At 40.9% G+C, this 16,095-nt stretch carries 16 protein-coding genes and 1 tRNA gene; 8 read left to right on the top strand and 9 right to left on the bottom strand.

What is annotated here, in order from left to right:
• Positions 1–76: 76 nt before the first annotated feature.
• Positions 77–1,936 (bottom strand): sodium:proton antiporter, encoded by a 1,860-nt coding sequence (locus HYD28_00760; protein ID QLE07619.1) that lies wholly within the window; start codon positions 1,934–1,936, stop codon positions 77–79.
• 918 nt (positions 1,937–2,854) lie between these two features.
• Here HYD28_00760 and proB point away from each other — a divergent pair.
• Together proB and HYD28_00750 are read left to right on the top strand one after the other, a co-directional pair.
• On the top strand, positions 2,855–3,961 hold the full coding sequence (gene proB / locus HYD28_00755; protein QLE07618.1) for a glutamate 5-kinase: 1,107 nt from the start codon (positions 2,855–2,857) through the stop codon (positions 3,959–3,961).
• The gene (locus HYD28_00750; protein ID QLE07617.1) at positions 3,958–5,205 is read left to right on the top strand and encodes a glutamate-5-semialdehyde dehydrogenase; all 1,248 of its coding nucleotides are present in this window, start codon (positions 3,958–3,960) and stop codon (positions 5,203–5,205) included. The genes proB and HYD28_00750 overlap by 4 nt, the downstream gene beginning before the upstream one ends.
• 171 nt (positions 5,206–5,376) lie before the next feature.
• Here HYD28_00750 and HYD28_00745 read toward each other — a convergent pair.
• A tRNA-Ala gene (locus HYD28_00745) sits at positions 5,377–5,452 on the bottom strand.
• Positions 5,453–5,618: 166 nt separating this feature from the next.
• Between HYD28_00745 and HYD28_00740 the strand changes: the two genes are divergently transcribed.
• Both HYD28_00740 and HYD28_00735 read left to right on the top strand, forming a co-directional pair.
• Positions 5,619–6,005 (top strand): hypothetical protein, encoded by a 387-nt coding sequence (locus HYD28_00740; protein QLE07616.1) that lies wholly within the window; start codon positions 5,619–5,621, stop codon positions 6,003–6,005.
• Positions 6,006–6,506 (top strand): prolyl-tRNA synthetase associated domain-containing protein, encoded by a 501-nt coding sequence (locus tag HYD28_00735; protein ID QLE07615.1) that lies wholly within the window; start codon positions 6,006–6,008, stop codon positions 6,504–6,506. It abuts the gene before it with no gap.
• On the opposite strand, the gene HYD28_00730 is transcribed toward HYD28_00735, so the two are convergent.
• On the bottom strand, positions 6,473–7,609 hold the full coding sequence (locus HYD28_00730; GenBank protein ID QLE07614.1) for an MFS transporter: 1,137 nt from the start codon (positions 7,607–7,609) through the stop codon (positions 6,473–6,475). The two genes, HYD28_00735 and HYD28_00730, sit on opposite strands and share 34 nt — an antisense overlap.
• Before the next feature lie 232 nt (positions 7,610–7,841).
• Here HYD28_00730 and HYD28_00725 point away from each other — a divergent pair, with 232 nt between their 5' ends.
• The 4 genes from HYD28_00725 to HYD28_00710 all read left to right on the top strand — a co-directional run bounded on the left by HYD28_00725 (position 7,842) and on the right by HYD28_00710 (position 10,889).
• Positions 7,842–8,381: a DUF2058 domain-containing protein gene (locus tag HYD28_00725; GenBank protein ID QLE07613.1), complete on the top strand. Its 540-nt coding sequence runs from the start codon at positions 7,842–7,844 to the stop codon at positions 8,379–8,381.
• Positions 8,382–8,484: 103 nt separating this feature from the next.
• Positions 8,485–8,808, top strand: coding sequence for a c-type cytochrome (locus tag HYD28_00720; GenBank protein QLE07612.1), 324 nt, complete (start codon positions 8,485–8,487; stop codon positions 8,806–8,808).
• A 128-nt stretch (positions 8,809–8,936) separates the two neighbouring features.
• A complete protein-coding gene (locus HYD28_00715; protein QLE07611.1) occupies positions 8,937–9,704 on the top strand; it encodes a class II aldolase/adducin family protein in 768 nt (255 codons plus the stop codon).
• 9 nt (positions 9,705–9,713) lie between these two features.
• Positions 9,714–10,889, top strand: coding sequence for a mandelate racemase/muconate lactonizing enzyme family protein (locus HYD28_00710; GenBank protein QLE07610.1), 1,176 nt, complete (start codon positions 9,714–9,716; stop codon positions 10,887–10,889).
• 81 nt (positions 10,890–10,970) lie between these two features.
• On the opposite strand, the gene HYD28_00705 is transcribed toward HYD28_00710, so the two are convergent.
• The 6 genes from HYD28_00705 to HYD28_00680 all read right to left on the bottom strand — a co-directional run bounded on the left by HYD28_00705 (position 10,971) and on the right by HYD28_00680 (position 16,063).
• Positions 10,971–11,342: a hypothetical protein gene (locus HYD28_00705; GenBank protein ID QLE07609.1), complete on the bottom strand. Its 372-nt coding sequence runs from the start codon at positions 11,340–11,342 to the stop codon at positions 10,971–10,973.
• 84 nt (positions 11,343–11,426) lie between these two features.
• Entirely contained in the window at positions 11,427–12,269 is an 843-nt protein-coding gene (locus HYD28_00700; protein QLE07608.1) for an amidohydrolase family protein, read from the bottom strand.
• A complete protein-coding gene (locus tag HYD28_00695; protein QLE07607.1) occupies positions 12,266–12,991 on the bottom strand; it encodes an SDR family oxidoreductase in 726 nt (241 codons plus the stop codon). The genes HYD28_00700 and HYD28_00695 overlap by 4 nt, the downstream gene beginning before the upstream one ends.
• Positions 12,992–13,000: 9 nt before the next feature.
• On the bottom strand, positions 13,001–13,489 hold the full coding sequence (locus HYD28_00690; protein ID QLE07606.1) for a peptidylprolyl isomerase: 489 nt from the start codon (positions 13,487–13,489) through the stop codon (positions 13,001–13,003).
• 65 nt (positions 13,490–13,554) lie between these two features.
• A complete protein-coding gene (locus HYD28_00685; GenBank protein QLE07605.1) occupies positions 13,555–15,048 on the bottom strand; it encodes a transglycosylase SLT domain-containing protein in 1,494 nt (497 codons plus the stop codon).
• Between the two features lie 28 nt (positions 15,049–15,076).
• Positions 15,077–16,063, bottom strand: coding sequence for an MBL fold metallo-hydrolase (locus HYD28_00680; GenBank protein QLE07604.1), 987 nt, complete (start codon positions 16,061–16,063; stop codon positions 15,077–15,079).
• Positions 16,064–16,095: the final 32 nt, after the last annotated feature.

Below are 16,095 nucleotides of genomic sequence, written 5' to 3'. Positions count from 1 at the left end.
AATAACGAAATTTTTGCCTTGTTATCAACAAGGTTTTCTTGCCTCAAAATAGACTATTTAATTAAGCGAATTGGTATTATTTCTCTTCTTTACTTTCTTTTGGTTTGCCGTTGTTTGGGTCTTTTAACACCGACAACTTAGGTGGTTGTAGCGCAACGATACGCTCACCTACTTGTGGTGTCTTTTCCATACTTGTCGTAAATGGGCGAATTTTAATTGGTGAATCGTCATCATCATTTTTTTCACCACTTAAAATGAACAGTGGTATTGCTTCGCTATTGATCTCTTTGTATTGCTCCCAACTAAATTCCTCAGAAATGCGAGTTGCACTGACTTTGCCGCCTTTGGCTATTAAGCTACTTAAGCGAGCGTACGCACCATTGTCTCCAAACAAAATCTGACGTGATAAGAACGTCGCACTGTCTTTGTTTGCTTTAGCATGGTTAGTTGAAGAGCGCAGTGAAAACACGTCTTTTTCGTCGAGTAAATGCGAGAAATATTGCACGCCCAATGCGTTGTGATGACGGTTAGGCGATAGCGCTAATACGCTACGAATCGTCGTTAATGGTAAATAACGCTCTGCATGTTCTGATTGCGGGTTACCATAGTAACAAGGTAAGCCGTCCATGCGCGCCATTTTACAGTTTTCCCATGCAGGATCAGACAAGTGCACCGGAATGTTTTGATCTTTTAAGCCACAAGCAATAGCACGTGCTACATGGTTTGCACCAATAATTAATATGGTATTTGGAGCAGGCTGGCGTACTTTTAATAGTTTAGCTAATGGCGTTGCTGTCAGGCTTTGTAGTACCACTGTTACTATGATCACAGTGAATATGAGTGGCACTATTTTTTCGGCGTCGGCAATGCCTGCTTCTACCATACTCAAAGCGAATACAGAGCCTACCGCTGCTGCAACAATGCCTCGTGGCGCAATCCACGATAGCACTAAGCGAGACTTTAGCGGTAAATCGGTTTTAAAGGTTGATATTGCAATACATGCTGGACGTGCCACGAAGAGCACGATAGCTAAGAAAATAAATACATCGCTATGTAGCATCATTAAATCAGATAACTGTAGGCGGGCTGCAAGTAAGATGAATAGCGATGAAATTAAGATCATCGAAAGGTCTTCTTTAAACTCAAGTACTGAGTCAATTTCGAGCTCATCTTGATTAGCAAGCCAAATACCAAATACGGTTACAGCCAATAGACCAGATTCATGACTTAAGTGGTTAGACACAGTAAAACTAATTAAGACTAAAGCTAAAATACCAAATTTATGTAATTCGAAAGGGAGCCATTCGCGGCGTATCAGTAATGTAGTAAGCCAACCTGCAACCACACCAATTGTTAAACCCACCCCTAAAGTTTTAAATAGGGCGATAATGGTATGGCTTAGTACTTCGCCTTGACCTACAAGCATTACAGCTTCGAATACGAGTACAGCGAATAATGCGCCAATTGGGTCTATTACTATGCCTTCCCAGCGTAAAATACGATCGATATCTTGGGTAGGTCTCATAGAGTTTAACAGCGGTGCGATAACCGTAGGACCAGTAACGACAAGAACTGCACCAAGTACAGCGGCAACCCGCCAATTCAGCTCTAAAATCCAATAAGCACTTAGGCTTACCACCAAGCATGTTGTGATCATCCCGATGGAGCAGAGGTTGCGAACAACCTTGCCGATACCTTTGAGCTCTCTAAAGTGCAGGGTAAGTGAACCCTCGAATAAGATCACCGCTACGCTTAAAGAAACCACAGGAAATAATAAATCCCCTAACAGTGCGTCAGGTTCAAGCACACCACTAAATGGTCCAAGTATTAAACCTGTTAGTAGTAAAAATAAAATAGCCGGTACACGAAACGCCCATGCTACCCACTGTGCTAATACAGAGCACAAGGCGATCCCTGCTATATAAATTGCTGACATAGAATGAATTATCCTTTAGTTACTACTATTTAAAAAATACCAACACCTTAGATAATCGTGTTTGAAGACGATAAACAGCCGCTGAACTTTTAAAAAATACTTATCTATTAAAGCCTACTCACCGTCATGGATACAAGCAAACTTGTTGCTTCAAATACGATTTTAGTCGTTATTACTACTTTTTGGACTATTTTGAAAACAAAAATCTGATTTGTTAATGAAAAATCATCAGATCGAAGATGTTGCGTCCTAAGTTACTGTTAAAAAATGTCTATTTTTACCATTTATGGTAAGTATAAAAGCCATGATTACTTTTTACACTTGATCTTTGACCCTGATTTCCCGTATTATATTTCGTGTTCAAACAATTTGATATCTAAATATTTATAAGCGTTGTCTTATACTTTCAGAGTTCTACCTCTAAATAATCAATTGTTTGTAACAGTTTTAGTGTTTTATACACTTTGTTTTCTAATTAAATAGAAATGAGCTTGTTAGTGTTCAGTGTGTATTTATTACGTGTTGAATAGAATTAAAGTTCATTATCTGGTCAATGTTTAGCTCCCATCGTGGCAGCTAAATCTCGGTCATACAATCTACACCCTATCTGTTGGTGTACCAGATTGTATAGGCTCTATGTATGTTGTTATTGATAAAAGCCGCACACAGCTTTTTACAGCGATACATAAACAACACTTATCTTTTTTTATCAACTTATGGTTTATAACCGTTTGGTCTACTGACTGAATAAAAGTTGTGCTATATCTAATCGCAGTATTTGCGTGGCGTAGTCGTGTGCATAGATAAGTCGTTTGGCAAAGTGATAATAGTCAGTGCGTTTAGTTGTGCTAAACGCGAGTCTTTTAATCAGTGGCAAATTGGCACTGAACAGATAGTAAAATGGAAAGTTGAACAGTTATGCAAAAGTTAAATTGGCGACGTATAGTACTAAAAGTAGGTAGCGCATTAATCGCACCCGAACAAGACGGGTGTCGCTCACGTTATTTACTGACCATTGCACAGTTCATCGTTCGCTGTCGAGCGCAAGGTATCGAAGTGATTTTAGTATCATCAGGTTCGGTAGCTGCTGGTTCGCATTTATTCCCAGAACAAGAAAAACGTTCAGTGACGATGAAAAAAGCAATGGCTGCTGCCGGTCAAACAGAAATGATGGCAATGTGGGATCGATTTTTTGATTTTCCTTCGGCACAGATTTTATTAACCCACGGTGACTTACGTGACCGTGAGCGTTACACCAGTATTCGTGAAACAGTTTTCACCTTACTTGAACATGGTGTATTACCTATCATTAATGAGAATGACACGGTAACGACCGATGATTTAAAAGTTGGCGACAATGATAACCTGTCGGCAATGGTCGCCGCAGCTGCGGATGCAGATGCATTGATGATTTTTTCGGATGTTGATGGTCTTTATGACAAAAATCCGAATTTACATGAAGATGCTGTGTTGCTTCCTAAAATTGAAAATATTGATGAATCAATTTATGCCATGGCCGGTTGTGCAACCAGTGCCGTTGGTACAGGTGGTATGAAAACGAAAATCGAAGCGGCTGAAAAAGCCACTTCACATGGTATTACAACTTTTATCTTAAATGGTTTTAAAGAAGAGACGTTTAATCGACTACTAGCGGGTGACAACCCAGGTACTATCTTCACACCATATGAAAAACCAATGCAAGAGGCTGTGCATTGGATGACTCACACAGCGAATGAGCAAGGTGAGGTTGTAGTTGAAGGTTCATTTGATGAATCATTAAAAGATGAAGACGGCTGTATTCGTAGCGACGAGATCGTTGCGGTGCACGGAGAATTTGGCGTAGGCGATACTATACTAGTTCGTAGTGATGATGGTACGCGTCTAGCAAAAGCAACAGCGAATTACAGTAGCTGTTTATTGAATTTTATTGCTGACAACGAGCAAAGTGAATTTAGCGAAAAAATGCAAGATTCAATCGGCCCAGTTGTTTCAGAGAAAGATATCGCATTATTGGAGAAGTCATGAGTTTAATTACGGATATTTCGAGTCAAGCTGCCAAAGCTGCAACCCAGTTAGCTTTACTTGATACTGCTACTAAGAATCAAGTTTTAGCTGAGATGGCACAGGCATTACGTGAAAGCAAAGCCTTTATCATCAAAGAAAACGAAAGCGATTTAGCGGCAGCACGTGATAATAACCTTGCTGCATCTATGATTGACCGATTAACGCTTAACGATGAGCGTATTGAAGCGATGGCTGAAGGTATTGAAGTCATTGTTAGTCTTGATGATCCTGTGGGTCAATTACGCGAAATTTCAGAGCGCCCGAATGGTATCAAGATCAGCAAGATGCGCGTACCACTTGGTGTTGTGTGCATGATTTATGAAGCACGTCCAAATGTGACGGCTGATGCTGGTGCATTATGCTTTAAATCAGGTAATGGTGTTATTTTACGTGGTGGTAAAGAGGCACTACGTAGTTCACAAGCGATCGCTAGTGTGATGCACAAAGTACTTGAGAAGCATGGTTTACCAGCAGCGTTGATTTCAGTGATCCCAGATCCAGACCGTGGTCTACTAATGGAACTGATGCAACAACGTGACACTATTGATTTAATCATCCCGCGTGGTGGTGAGGGTTTAATTAATTTTGTAACAGAAAACAGTACCATTCCAGTAATTCAGCACTTTAAAGGTGTTTGTCACCTTTATGTCGATAAAGACGCTGATCTGAATGTCGCTATCAACTTATTATTAAATGGTAAAACTCAGCGTACCGGTGTGTGCAATGCCCTAGAAGGTTTAGTGGTACACCAAGATATTGCAGATGAGTTTTTAAATCTATGTGCAGTGGTACTTCGTCAAGAAGGCGTAAAAGTAAACGCAGATGCTAAAGCTGCTGAATACTTTGATAATGCTACTGTGCTTGCTGATGATGAATTTGGTGAAGAGTATTTAGATTTAGAAATCGCAATCAAAGTTGTGCCTGATTTTGCTGGTGCAATTGATCATATTGCTAAGTTTGGTTCAAACCACACTGAAGTGATTTGTACTAAAGACCAAGCTGCGGCTGAGCTATTCCAACGCAGCGTTGATGCCTCTGTTGTGATGGTTAATGCGTCATCGCGTTTTTCTGATGGTTCACAGCTAGGTCTAGGTGCTGAGATTGGTATTGCGACAACTAAGCTACATGCTTACGGTCCAATGGGTCTTGAGTCACTTACGACTGAAAAATACTTAGTGAATGGCGAAGGTCAAATTCGTGAGTAACCGATAACAAGTGATCATTTTAAAAGCCGGGCTCTGCTCGGTTTTTTTATGTCTAAAACAAGTTTACTTTAATAAAGTAAAACGTATAAACGACTAGAAATATAAAAATTGGTTAGATAACTTAGTTTTGATTATTAAATTCGGCAGGTTGCCTAAAGAAAGGTAGGAAAGTGGTGGAGCTAAGCAGGATCGAACTGCTGACCTCCTGCGTGCAAGGCAGGCGCTCTCCCAGCTGAGCTATAGCCCCACATTCCTAAAATACAGGATGCTTAAGTCTTGCGTCTCAAGCGGGGTGAACTTTAAATATTTTTACATATTTGGTCAAGTATTTTTTTTAAAATGTTCGAATTTTTACTCTATTGTTTTATTTTTGGTAGACTAAAGCGCATTCACTGTACAAGGCTTATCCAATAATGAAAAAAATAGCATGGCTTTTGGTTGTTTTACTTACCGGTTGCGCAAGCCAAGGAGAAGCACCTCCATTTGAAATTAATAATAAGCAGTTTTATGAAAAAAATGACGACCAAGGCAATAAAATTTTTGCCTATGTGGTGTCAGTTAAAGCACAAGGAAGACAGCCAATTAACCTTGATAAGCCAATGACACGCAGGCAGTTTAAAGACTTTGCCGAGCAAGAAGTATTTGAAGAATCGAGCAACTTAAAACTTATGCTCGAAGATCAAGCGGTCGAATTATTAAATAAAGAACTTAAAGAACGGAAGTACTGCGACGATAAACACGTTATTGACGAAGTATTATGGCGTGATTTAAGTGTGCAATTACGAGGACGTTGTTTGTAAATGTATGCAGATAAAAATAAGTTAGCTGCTACGCTAGCTCAATTAGATATTAACTATGATGTGATTGAGCATCCACCGTTACATGGTAGTTTAGATGCCGATAAATTTATGCTCGATAGACCGGGCACACGATTAAAAAACCTGTTTTTACGAGATAACGAAGGCAAGCGGCATTTTTTAGTGATCACTGCCCATGACAAGCAGCTTGACTTAAAAGCCATTGCTCAGCAGCAAGGGTTATCTCGTTTAGGATTTGCATCTGATGAGCGGTTAGCGCGTTATCTGAAAGTGCCACCGGGCTGTGTTTCTATGCTGGCACTTTTAAACGACAAACAACATAATGTTACCCTTTGGCTAGACCAAGAAATTTGGTTCAACGAGCTTTTTCATTGTCACCCTTTTGAAAATACCGCGACATGGTTGATGAAAAAAGATGACTTAGAGCTATTTTTTGCAAGTACCGGGCATCAGCCTCGTATCGTATTTCTTCCAGCCAAATAAACTAAGCTTAAACCCACTAAGCAAACTAAAAGTAGCACGGTCATAAAGGCAACTTGGCCGTGTTGCTGATATACCAGTCCAGGCAATAACGAACCGAGTGCGCCACCGCTGTAATAAAACGATACATAACCCCCATTGGTGACACTTGCAGGTGCACTGCTGATTTTATTTACTAATGGCGCCGCACTTGAGTGGATCACGAACATTGCGCCACAAAAGCCGGTAAAAGCAATAACAAAAAGTATTAACTGCTGACTCATCAGTAGCACCATGGTCAGACTGTAGAATACAAATACCCAAGTTAATAAACGCCAAGGTGTTGATGACTTTCGTAACAGCCAAGGTGTAGCTATGGATGCGAGTGCACCAAGCAAGTAACCGCTGTAAACCAGCCCGATGTCTCGGGTATTAGTGATAGCAAAACTGTCTTGTAGGATGAAAGGTAAATAATTCAATAGCGCTGCAAAGCAAAAGAACATACAAAAAATCGCTCCATATAGCTTTAATACCTGCGGATCTTTTAATTGTTTTAGATACAACAGAGGCGATTTGGCTGCATGAATGCTCGCACCTTTGCTTGATTTTGGAATGGTGATTGCAAACAGTACTAACCCTAACGCAATCACATAATAAAAGCTTTGCCAGCTCAAAAAGTCAGTAAATAAGGCCGCGAGTATACGTCCAAAGTAACCGCCGACGATGGTGCTGCCAATGTATAGGGTCATATTACGCTGTAATTGGTCGGCCTGATAAGTTACACCAATATAACTGGTCATGGCTGTGAGAGCCGCTGGGAGAGTGAGCCCTTGAATAAAGCGAACCAGTAATAGCAATTCAAAACTAGGTGCTAAGGTAAAAGCGACACAGCTTATTGCTAGCACAAACATAGCAATCTTTAAAATTGTTAACGGATTTCGTTTTGCTAAAAATAAGCCATACACTAAAGGGGCGATAGCCAATGGCAGCATGGTCGCTGTCATTAAGCTACCTGCAGTGGCTGGCAATACAGAAAAATAGTTGGCAAATAATCCAAGCAAGGGTTGTGGGGCGTATAAAACAAAGAAAATAAATACAGAGCAAAGTAACAAATGTCGCAGCTGCATTTTAAGCTCCCGAGAGGAAAAGCCCTAGCTTATCGGGTACAGGGTTTTTTACAAGTTCAAAGGCGACTAAAATTATAAATCTTGCGTTAAATCAATATGTCATGATTTCATCGCGTGTTAATCTCACTGCAATATACTCGATTGCTGTGAATCAAGTGGGCTCAGTACTGTTATTTGTTGGCAGAGCTGATTAAAATAACCCTAATACGCATTAATAAATTGGAATTTCGTCATGGGTTCATTACAAGATCAATTACTTAAGGCTGGCCTTACTACGTCACACAAAGCTAAAGTAGCCAAAACAGAGAAGCGCAAGCAGCAAAAGAAGAAAAAGAAAGGCGCAACGAGTAATCCTAGCGATCTACAAAAACATATAGAGCAAACTAAGCTAGAGCAACAGAAAAAAGCTGATGAGCTTAATCAAGCGCGTTTAGAAGAGCAGAAACAACGTGAGCAAGTGGCTCGCGTTAAGCAGATTTTAGAGCATCACAATCAAGAAGAGATCCGTGGAGATCGTACATTTAACTTCACTTATCAAAATAAAGTGAAAGAGCTCGAAGTAAACGAAAAAACACAGAAGGCCCTAGCTGGTGGCCGTTTAGCAATTTGTGTTTTAGAAGGCCAATTTTTTGTACTGGAAGACGAACCAGCACGAAAAGTCGCTGAAGTCAGCGAAGATTATATAGTGTTCCATGTTGAGCCTGAAGATAAGCAAAAGGATGAAGATGATCCGTATGCTGATTTTGAAGTGCCTGATGATTTAATTTGGTAGTTATTGTTTCGATTGCCATTACAATTTTCGGGTGCAATATTGTTAAATCATGGTCTACACTAAAGAAAATGTTTAATAACCCGTCAAAAAAGAGAAGATACAAATGAGCAAGATCACGAAAATTTTATGTGGGGCTGGCATTGCAATGGCTGCAAGCCTATCTTTTAATACTATGGCTGCCGATGGTGCAACACTTTACACAGCTAAGCTTTGTCAAACTTGTCATGGTGCAGAAGGTAAAGCACCTATCATGCCTCAGTACCCTAAGTTAAACGGTCAAAATAAAGAGTACTTACTAGCCCAAATGAAAGATATCAAATCAGGTGCGCGTAGTAACGGTATGACTGCTGCAATGAAAGCGATGGTTGCAAATGTATCTGAAGAAGAAATGTCTGCAATTGCTGATTACTTATCGCAAGTAAAATAAGCGCTAATTGAGTGAAAAAGGCCACATCAATTGATGTGGCCTTTTTGTATCAACTATTGATCATCCATTAATAGTAATTTAGACTTCTATACATCTATTTGTGCAGTGTCACATATACAAGGTTTTCCATGTTTGACTTACCAAAACTCGATTTAAAAAATAAAGTATCTGAACAAGAATGGCAGCTACGTGTTGATCTAGCTGCATGCTACCGTTTAGTTGATCATTTTCGATGGGGTGATTTGATTTACACCCACCTATCGGCGCGTTTACCAGGCACAGATCACTATTTAGTTAATGCATTTGGTTTAAGTTTTGACGAAGTGACTGCATCAAATCTTGTGAAGGTAGATTTAGCTGGCAATATTCTTGATGACACGCCGTTTAAAATTAATCCGGCAGGTTTTACCATTCACAGTGCTATTCATGAAGTACGTGATGACGCTCACTGTGTAATTCATTTACATACAAAAGAGACCATTGCCGTTGCAACGCAAGAAAAAGGCCTGTTACCACTAAGCCAATACTCAATGTTCTCATTACCATCATTGTCTTATCATGGCTACGAAGGGTTAGCGGTAAACAGTGACGAGAAAAAGCGTTTACAGGATGACTTAGGCACCACTAATCACATGCTATTGGTTAACCATGGTGGCTTAACCGTGGGACCAACAGTAGGTGATGCCTTTATGCGCTTTTATGATTTGCAGCGCGCCTGTGAAATTCAATTGGCTATTCAAGCCAGTGGCCAAACGGCAATCCCAGTACCACAACCTATTATCGATAATATTTATAATCAAGCGAATGTCGTGCATAGCGGCAGCACCGGTGGCCAGTTAGCTTGGCCAGCAATGCTACGTAAAGCTTATCGTCTTGATCCTAGTTTTGCTCAGTAAGGAGTAGCCATGAAAGTTAATCGCGTCGAAGTGTTCGATATTCATTGTCCAGAAAGACCAGCTTGGACACCTGTTTTTGTGCGTATTCACACTGATGAAGGTATTAGCGGTGTGGGGGAAGCGGGTCTTGCTTATGATTTAGGTCATAGCGCAGCAGCGGCAATGATCAAAGAAATGGCTGATGCCTTTTTAATTGGTCATGACCCATTTCAAACAGAAAAACTGTGGTCACGAATGCTACGCGAAAGCTTTTGGGGTTTAGGTGGTGGTCCTGTTGTGTATGCAGCAATGAGCGCCATTGATACTGCGCTTTGGGATATAAAAGGTAAAGCATTAGGTTTACCTGTTTATCAGCTATTAGGCGGTAAAGTTAACGATAAGCTACGTACTTACGCATCACAATTACAGTTTGACTGGGACAGCGAATTTAAAGCGCTTGTTCACCCAGAAGAATACGCAGAAGCAGCGCTTAAGGCGATGGCTGAAGGTTATGATGCGGTAAAAGTTGATCCAATTCAGTACGATAAAAACGGCAATACTTATTATGATCGTACTAACATTATTTCTCGTGCAGAAATGAAGTTATATCGTGCGCGTATGCAAGCTATTCGTGAAGCGGTCGGTGACGAAGTTGATATTATTTTTGAATGTCACAGCTTACCAGGTGCGACATCAGCAATTCAAATAGGTGAGATTGCTGAAGAGTTCGATTGTATGTATTACGAAGAGCCAGTGAACTACTTAAATCATTCATTACATGCAAAAGTTGCCGACAAAGTTGCCGTGCCAATTGCGGGCGGTGAACGTTTGTATAATCGCTGGGGTGTGCGTCCATACCTAGAAGATCAAAGTATTGATGTACTACAGCCAGACTTAGGTCTATGTGGTGGTTTCACCGAAACTAAAAAAGTGTGTGATTATGCAGATATTTTCGATGTGCGCATTCAAGCTCACGTGTGTGGTGGACCAGTAGCAACCGCAGCTTCGTTACACCTAGAAACCGCAATTCCTAACTTCTTAATTCACGAACATCACACCTATGCGATTAAAAAGTGGAACCGTGAGTTATGTATTCAAGATCCACAGCCTAAAAATGGTTTCTTCCAAGTATCAGAAGAGCCAGGGATCGGTATTGAGCTGAATGACGAAGTTGTTATGCGCTCACAGCGTGTTGAGATTAAGTAACAATCGATAATACTATTAAGTTAAATATTATATATAAAAAGCCCGTAAGGGCTTTTTTTATATTTACTTTTTAGGTTGAAATTAATCAACCGCTTTGCATTTAACCAAAGGCAGTGGCTCGGTTGCTTTGCTGTCTAAGTGACGAACAAAACACATTTGGTTTTTTATTAACAGCTCAAAACGTTCAGGCATATCTGGGTAAGACCCATGGTTGGACTTCTCTGGTATAGCAGCGTTATTCAAGCTTTCAATAACAAGTATGCTGCTATTGATAAACGCATCTTCGGCTACGTTAACAGGCTTACTGTGCATTAGCCTTGCTATGCCAAGTGCTATTAGCTCACTTTGCGGCTCTGTTAGCCGTGCATGTTGTAGTTTTGGAGTGGGTTCTTGCTTAGAACTACAGCCAAATAAGACACTAACTAGTAAAAGGCTGGTAATAGAGGCTTTCATTAATACTCCTGAACAAGCAAACAGATTTTAGACTTGATGCTTGTTCGCTTTATAAGTTTTAACTTTATTGAATATAGCTATTTTTTAAACAATTTGATAGATTTCACGGGCGTTTTTATAGCTTAGTTTTTGCCATAAACTCTGCTCGGAGCACAATGAGTGATAGTGATGCCAACAGTTTTCGTAACTGGTATTTATTTGGCAAACAGGGAAATTACTTGCAAACATCACACGATGTTCACCAAAGTACTTAACTAAATTATTAACCAGCCAAAGGTGTTTGTTTACGGCTATTTGCGTGAATTCTAAGCCTGAGAACTTTATCGCGATATTATCGCAGTGGCTGAGTTTAATGATTGCTTCAAGCCATGTTTTCTCATCACTAATAAAGCCTAAATGATTAATAACCACACGTAATGATGGCAGGGCTGTGCAATACTTAATAAGCTGCTCAGTTGTCTGCATGTTTTCAATTTCAAACTGTGCTTCAAAGTGTAAATTTTCGCCTGCGAGCATGGCTAGGTTGTCTTGGCAGTGAGGAGTTAATAAGCGCTTGGCTTCATCACCTTCGGTTATATCGCGAATACCAACCAAAGATGGATGATCTAACTCATTGAGTGACGCTTCAAAGTGTTTGGTAGATGCGTCAATCACACTGTAGCTGATTGCTCGATAGGGAATGTCATTTAAATGCGTTGCAAGCCAATTAAGCTCATTCACTGGCGCTTGATTATCAAAGCCAGCTTCAATATGCACCAAGGCTTCTAGTTGAAATGGACAAGCGGCTTTAAGTTCTGAGGTAGTAATTTGCTTTTTAATTTTATCTAGATTTGGCCAAGAGGGGGGATTGCTACCTTGTAGCCAAGTGTATTGACCCTCAGTGAGGTTAAAAAAGTGCACATGGGGGTCAATTATTTTGTCGCTCATTGCGTGGTGTATCCACCATCAATACTTTGTAAGCTACCAGTAATAAAGCTCGCTTCTGGGCTTATTAAAAAGTTCACCAAAGCAGCAATTTCTTCTGGTTGACCTAAACGCCCTAGCGGTTGCAGCGCGGCTTCTTCAGCAACAACCTCTGCTTTATCGGCACCACTGCGTTTACAGTAGGCATCAATCGCATTATGAAACAGTGGTGTTTCTATTGTACCCGGACACACTGCGTTAGCACGAATATTAAACGCGGCATAATCGAGTGCTGTCGTTTTTGCCATGGAAGCTAGCGCGTGCTTGGTTAGGTTATAAGCAAACGAGTTTGGTTTGCCAATAATTGCCTGATCAGAGGCAACCAACACGATACTGCCGCTTTGCTGGATTTTCATACTAGGTAATACGGCTTGAATTGCTGCATAGGCACCTTTCACATTGAGCGCAAACAGGGCATCAAACGTTGCTTCATCGGTGTTTTCAATGTTGGCACTTAGATGACGACCCGCATTAGAGATTAAGGCATCGACACGGCCTGTCTGTGCAATGATATCGGTGATAACCGATTTCACCTGCTGAGTATCACTGACGTCACAGTGGTGATAATTGCCCTCAGACGGGGTGATATCTAAGTTGTAAACGGTGTATGCTTCACGTTCTAAACGCTCTACTATAGCTTTGCCTATGCCTTTACTGCCACCTGTGACAATTGCAACGTTTGTCATCATTTACCCTTAGTGGCTGTGGCCACAACCGCCTTCACCGTGCACGTGGCCGTGTGATAATTCGTCGGCTGTTGCTTGGCGAACATTGACTACTTCAACATCAAATGTCAGGGTTTTACCTGCAAATGGGTGGTTTAAGTCACAATCTGCATTGAAGCGACCCACTTTAACGATAGTCACTTGGTGACGGCCTTGGTTAGAATGAACAATAGCAGTCATACCTGGCTTCCACACTTTTGTGTTGCCTTGTAAGTGCTTAAGTGGAATACGTTGGATTAGGTTGTCAACGCGCTCACCGTAAGATTCGCTAGGCTCAAGTGTTACGCTGAAGTTATCACCAGCTGCTTTACCTTCAAGCGCTTTTTCAAGACCCGGAAGCATGCCTTCAGTACCATGGATATATGAAAGTGGCTCGCCATCTTTACTTGATTCGACTTGCTCGCCTGCTTCACTAAGTGTGTAGTGAAATTCAACCACTGCGTCTTTACTGATTTGCATGTTATTTCTCTTTAGAATTTAAAATTATAGGAGGTGATTTTACGCTAACCGTTAAGACTGAGCAATCAAGGCTTTTTCAACGAGCCTTCTATTATTGACAGCATGGCTTCACTGGTTGGCGTTTGTCGCTCTGCAGGTTTTGCTTGCGGTAAGTGAAGTGTCAAAATCGTGCCTGGTCTTAATATGCTGGTGGCACTCAGTTTATTCCAAGTTGCAATGTCTTTGTGTGGCACGTCGTATAATTGGCTGATACTCCAAATTGAGTCACCTGGCTTTACTAGGTAATCAACCGCAATGGTTGCGATAGTTTCTTCATGTTGTTCGAGGTAGGGGCTAATATTGTAATCAACCAGTAATGATTCTGGCATTGTTTGTGGCTGTGATAAACGCAACTGCTCACCTACTTTGATTAGGTTGCTTGTTTTGCTATTGAGTGCTTTTAGATCCTTTACAGACATATTAAAGCGTCTAGAAAGACTGTAAAGAGTATCGCCTTTTTGCACTATATACTCACCAGCAAAGTTATTGCGAAACAATTTGCTTTGTAATAGCGTACGCTGGTCAAGAGGCAATAGCAGGGTATGCGGACCATTCGGGGAGCTTTGGTTTTTTAAATATCCTGGATTTAATTTATGGAGCTGGTTATGTCCCACGCCAGATAAGTTAGCTATTACTGAAAAATCAAACTGCTGGCCAACATCAAACTCAGTAGTGAGTGCTTTATTAACCAATTTAGGCCGTTTTAAGCCTTGCTCAGGATGTTTCAGTAAATAACTTAGTGCTAATAGTTTAGGAATATAATCGGCAGTTTCTTTTGGTAAAGATAACGACCAATAGTCAGTTTTTTTACCTATTTTTTTATTCTTTTCAATGGCTTTTTTTACACGTCCCTCGCCACTGTTGTAAGCGGCAAGTGCATGTAACCAGTCACCATCAAAGCGCTTGTGTAAGTAACTTAAATAAGCCAAAGCGGCATCGGTTGAGGCGAGAATATCTTGGCGTCCGTCATACCATTGATCGCTTTGTACGCCAAAATGATAAGCTGTTGCGCCAACAAGTTGCCAAACACCTACAGCATTCTTTGATGAGCTTACTGTCGGTCTAAAATCACTCTCGACAAATGGCAGCAAGGCCAGCTCCATAGGTAGCTTTTGTTGTTCGATCCGTGTCACTATATGATACAAGTAAGGTGCTGCACGTTTGTTTACTTTTATGAGGTAATGAGGCTGTTTTAAATACCATTTTACACGTGCAGAAGTATGCTTATTAGTTTGAAAGACGAGTGTTAAATTGTTGGCGATATGCTGCCAAAGATCGTTCGAACGAGGTGTTGGTAACGGAGTGTCACCAGCTGGCAGTGGCGCAACTGTAGCGGGTGGTTCAACAGCCGTTGAAGCCACATAGTCACTAGTTGCTTGCTGGGTTGCTAAGTCGGGCTCATAATGGTTAAAAACCGCTGGCCTTTCCCGCTCATCTGTTTTCTGCTGAGTTAGTTGGCATCCCTGTAGACCAATAACTAAGCTCAGCCAAAGTAAATATCTCAAACTTACTCGAGCCATATAATAAAATCCTTTTACTATTTTAGCTCTATTTTGACAACTTGCTCTGTTTTAGTCCAGCCTCTAGAAACATAGAGAAAGCCCTTTCACCTATTTCATCAAGCTGATATTGCTGTTTTATCTCGGCAGGAAAAAGCGGAATTAATTCACTAACTGATTTATCTGGCGCTGATTTTGTCATCTCTTTAATCGTTTTTAAAAACCTTAAAGGGAGCGCAAGATCTTGTGGCGATAGTGGCTTGCCATGACCAGGTAAAATAGTTACGAGCGTGGTATTTTTTTGAATATCTTGCAGTACTGTGATCCAGCTAGTAAAGGTACCATGCCCGGGGTAGGGTAAGCTGTCGACTATATCTGCGCCTAACAGAACGCGGCCTTGATCTGCACTTAAAGTAAGATCGCCTTTAGTGTGCGCTTGGTAAGGTGTAATAACTACGGGATAATCACCAAGGTCTAGCTGTGTTGATTCAGTAATGCTAATAGCCGGCGGGTTTAAGGTTAACTCCCGCCAGCGAAATAAACGCTTTTTAGCAAGTTCTAGTTTGTCGCGCCAAATCACTTGTTGATCTTCTGGTTGATTGGCAAGGCGTTGATAGCTCAGCTCTATGCTTTTTTCATAGCCATCTAATTTATCAGTTAATGCTTGCTGCATGGCGACAAACTCAGTTTCTACTTGCTGATGAACTATCAGTTTGGCTTTAGGGAATTCAGCCTGTAAAACCGCTAATCCTAGTAGATGATCATCATGATAATGACTGGCCACTAAATAACATAATGGTGTTTTTAGGTGTTCCTTTAGCTGCTCTGCGAGCATTTCTACTTCGGCAAAGTTACCGCTGGCATCAAACATTAAGGCGCACTCTTTACCTTCAATTAGCACTTGATTCGAATCGTAAAAGCGCAGTTTATTTTGTTGTTGAAGAAATTGAATTTCGGGAGTGATGCTATGCCAGCTAACGCTTGATTGGGCGCTATAGCTTACAAAAAGACAGATCAAAAAAGCACAAAATCGCATGGTGTTCCGCTCGAATAATAGTCAGTGCAGTT

The organism is Pseudoalteromonas shioyasakiensis, from assembly GCA_013391845.1.
Classification (GTDB): Bacteria; Pseudomonadota; Gammaproteobacteria; order Enterobacterales; family Alteromonadaceae; genus Pseudoalteromonas; species Pseudoalteromonas apostichopi.
The sequence above is the reverse complement of the archived record's forward strand: the minus strand, read 5'-3'. Positions and strand labels throughout refer to the sequence as shown.

Bases quoted from the DNA above. Each gene is read 5' to 3' on its own strand.
- HYD28_00760 (QLE07619.1), bottom strand. From the start codon at position 1,936: ATGTCAGCAATTTATATAGCAGGGATCGCCTTGTGCTCTGTATTAGCA.
- proB (QLE07618.1), top strand. From the start codon at position 2,855: ATGCAAAAGTTAAATTGGCGACGTATAGTACTAAAAGTAGGTAGCGCA.
- HYD28_00750 (QLE07617.1), top strand. From the start codon at position 3,958: ATGAGTTTAATTACGGATATTTCGAGTCAAGCTGCCAAAGCTGCAACC.
- HYD28_00740 (QLE07616.1), top strand. From the start codon at position 5,619: ATGAAAAAAATAGCATGGCTTTTGGTTGTTTTACTTACCGGTTGCGCA.
- HYD28_00735 (QLE07615.1), top strand. From the start codon at position 6,006: ATGTATGCAGATAAAAATAAGTTAGCTGCTACGCTAGCTCAATTAGAT.
- HYD28_00730 (QLE07614.1), bottom strand. From the start codon at position 7,609: ATGCAGCTGCGACATTTGTTACTTTGCTCTGTATTTATTTTCTTTGTT.
- HYD28_00725 (QLE07613.1), top strand. From the start codon at position 7,842: ATGGGTTCATTACAAGATCAATTACTTAAGGCTGGCCTTACTACGTCA.
- HYD28_00720 (QLE07612.1), top strand. From the start codon at position 8,485: ATGAGCAAGATCACGAAAATTTTATGTGGGGCTGGCATTGCAATGGCT.
- HYD28_00715 (QLE07611.1), top strand. From the start codon at position 8,937: ATGTTTGACTTACCAAAACTCGATTTAAAAAATAAAGTATCTGAACAA.
- HYD28_00710 (QLE07610.1), top strand. From the start codon at position 9,714: ATGAAAGTTAATCGCGTCGAAGTGTTCGATATTCATTGTCCAGAAAGA.
- HYD28_00705 (QLE07609.1), bottom strand. From the start codon at position 11,342: ATGAAAGCCTCTATTACCAGCCTTTTACTAGTTAGTGTCTTATTTGGC.
- HYD28_00700 (QLE07608.1), bottom strand. From the start codon at position 12,269: ATGAGCGACAAAATAATTGACCCCCATGTGCACTTTTTTAACCTCACT.
- HYD28_00695 (QLE07607.1), bottom strand. From the start codon at position 12,991: ATGACAAACGTTGCAATTGTCACAGGTGGCAGTAAAGGCATAGGCAAA.
- HYD28_00690 (QLE07606.1), bottom strand. From the start codon at position 13,489: ATGCAAATCAGTAAAGACGCAGTGGTTGAATTTCACTACACACTTAGT.
- HYD28_00685 (QLE07605.1), bottom strand. From the start codon at position 15,048: ATGGCTCGAGTAAGTTTGAGATATTTACTTTGGCTGAGCTTAGTTATT.
- HYD28_00680 (QLE07604.1), bottom strand. From the start codon at position 16,063: ATGCGATTTTGTGCTTTTTTGATCTGTCTTTTTGTAAGCTATAGCGCC.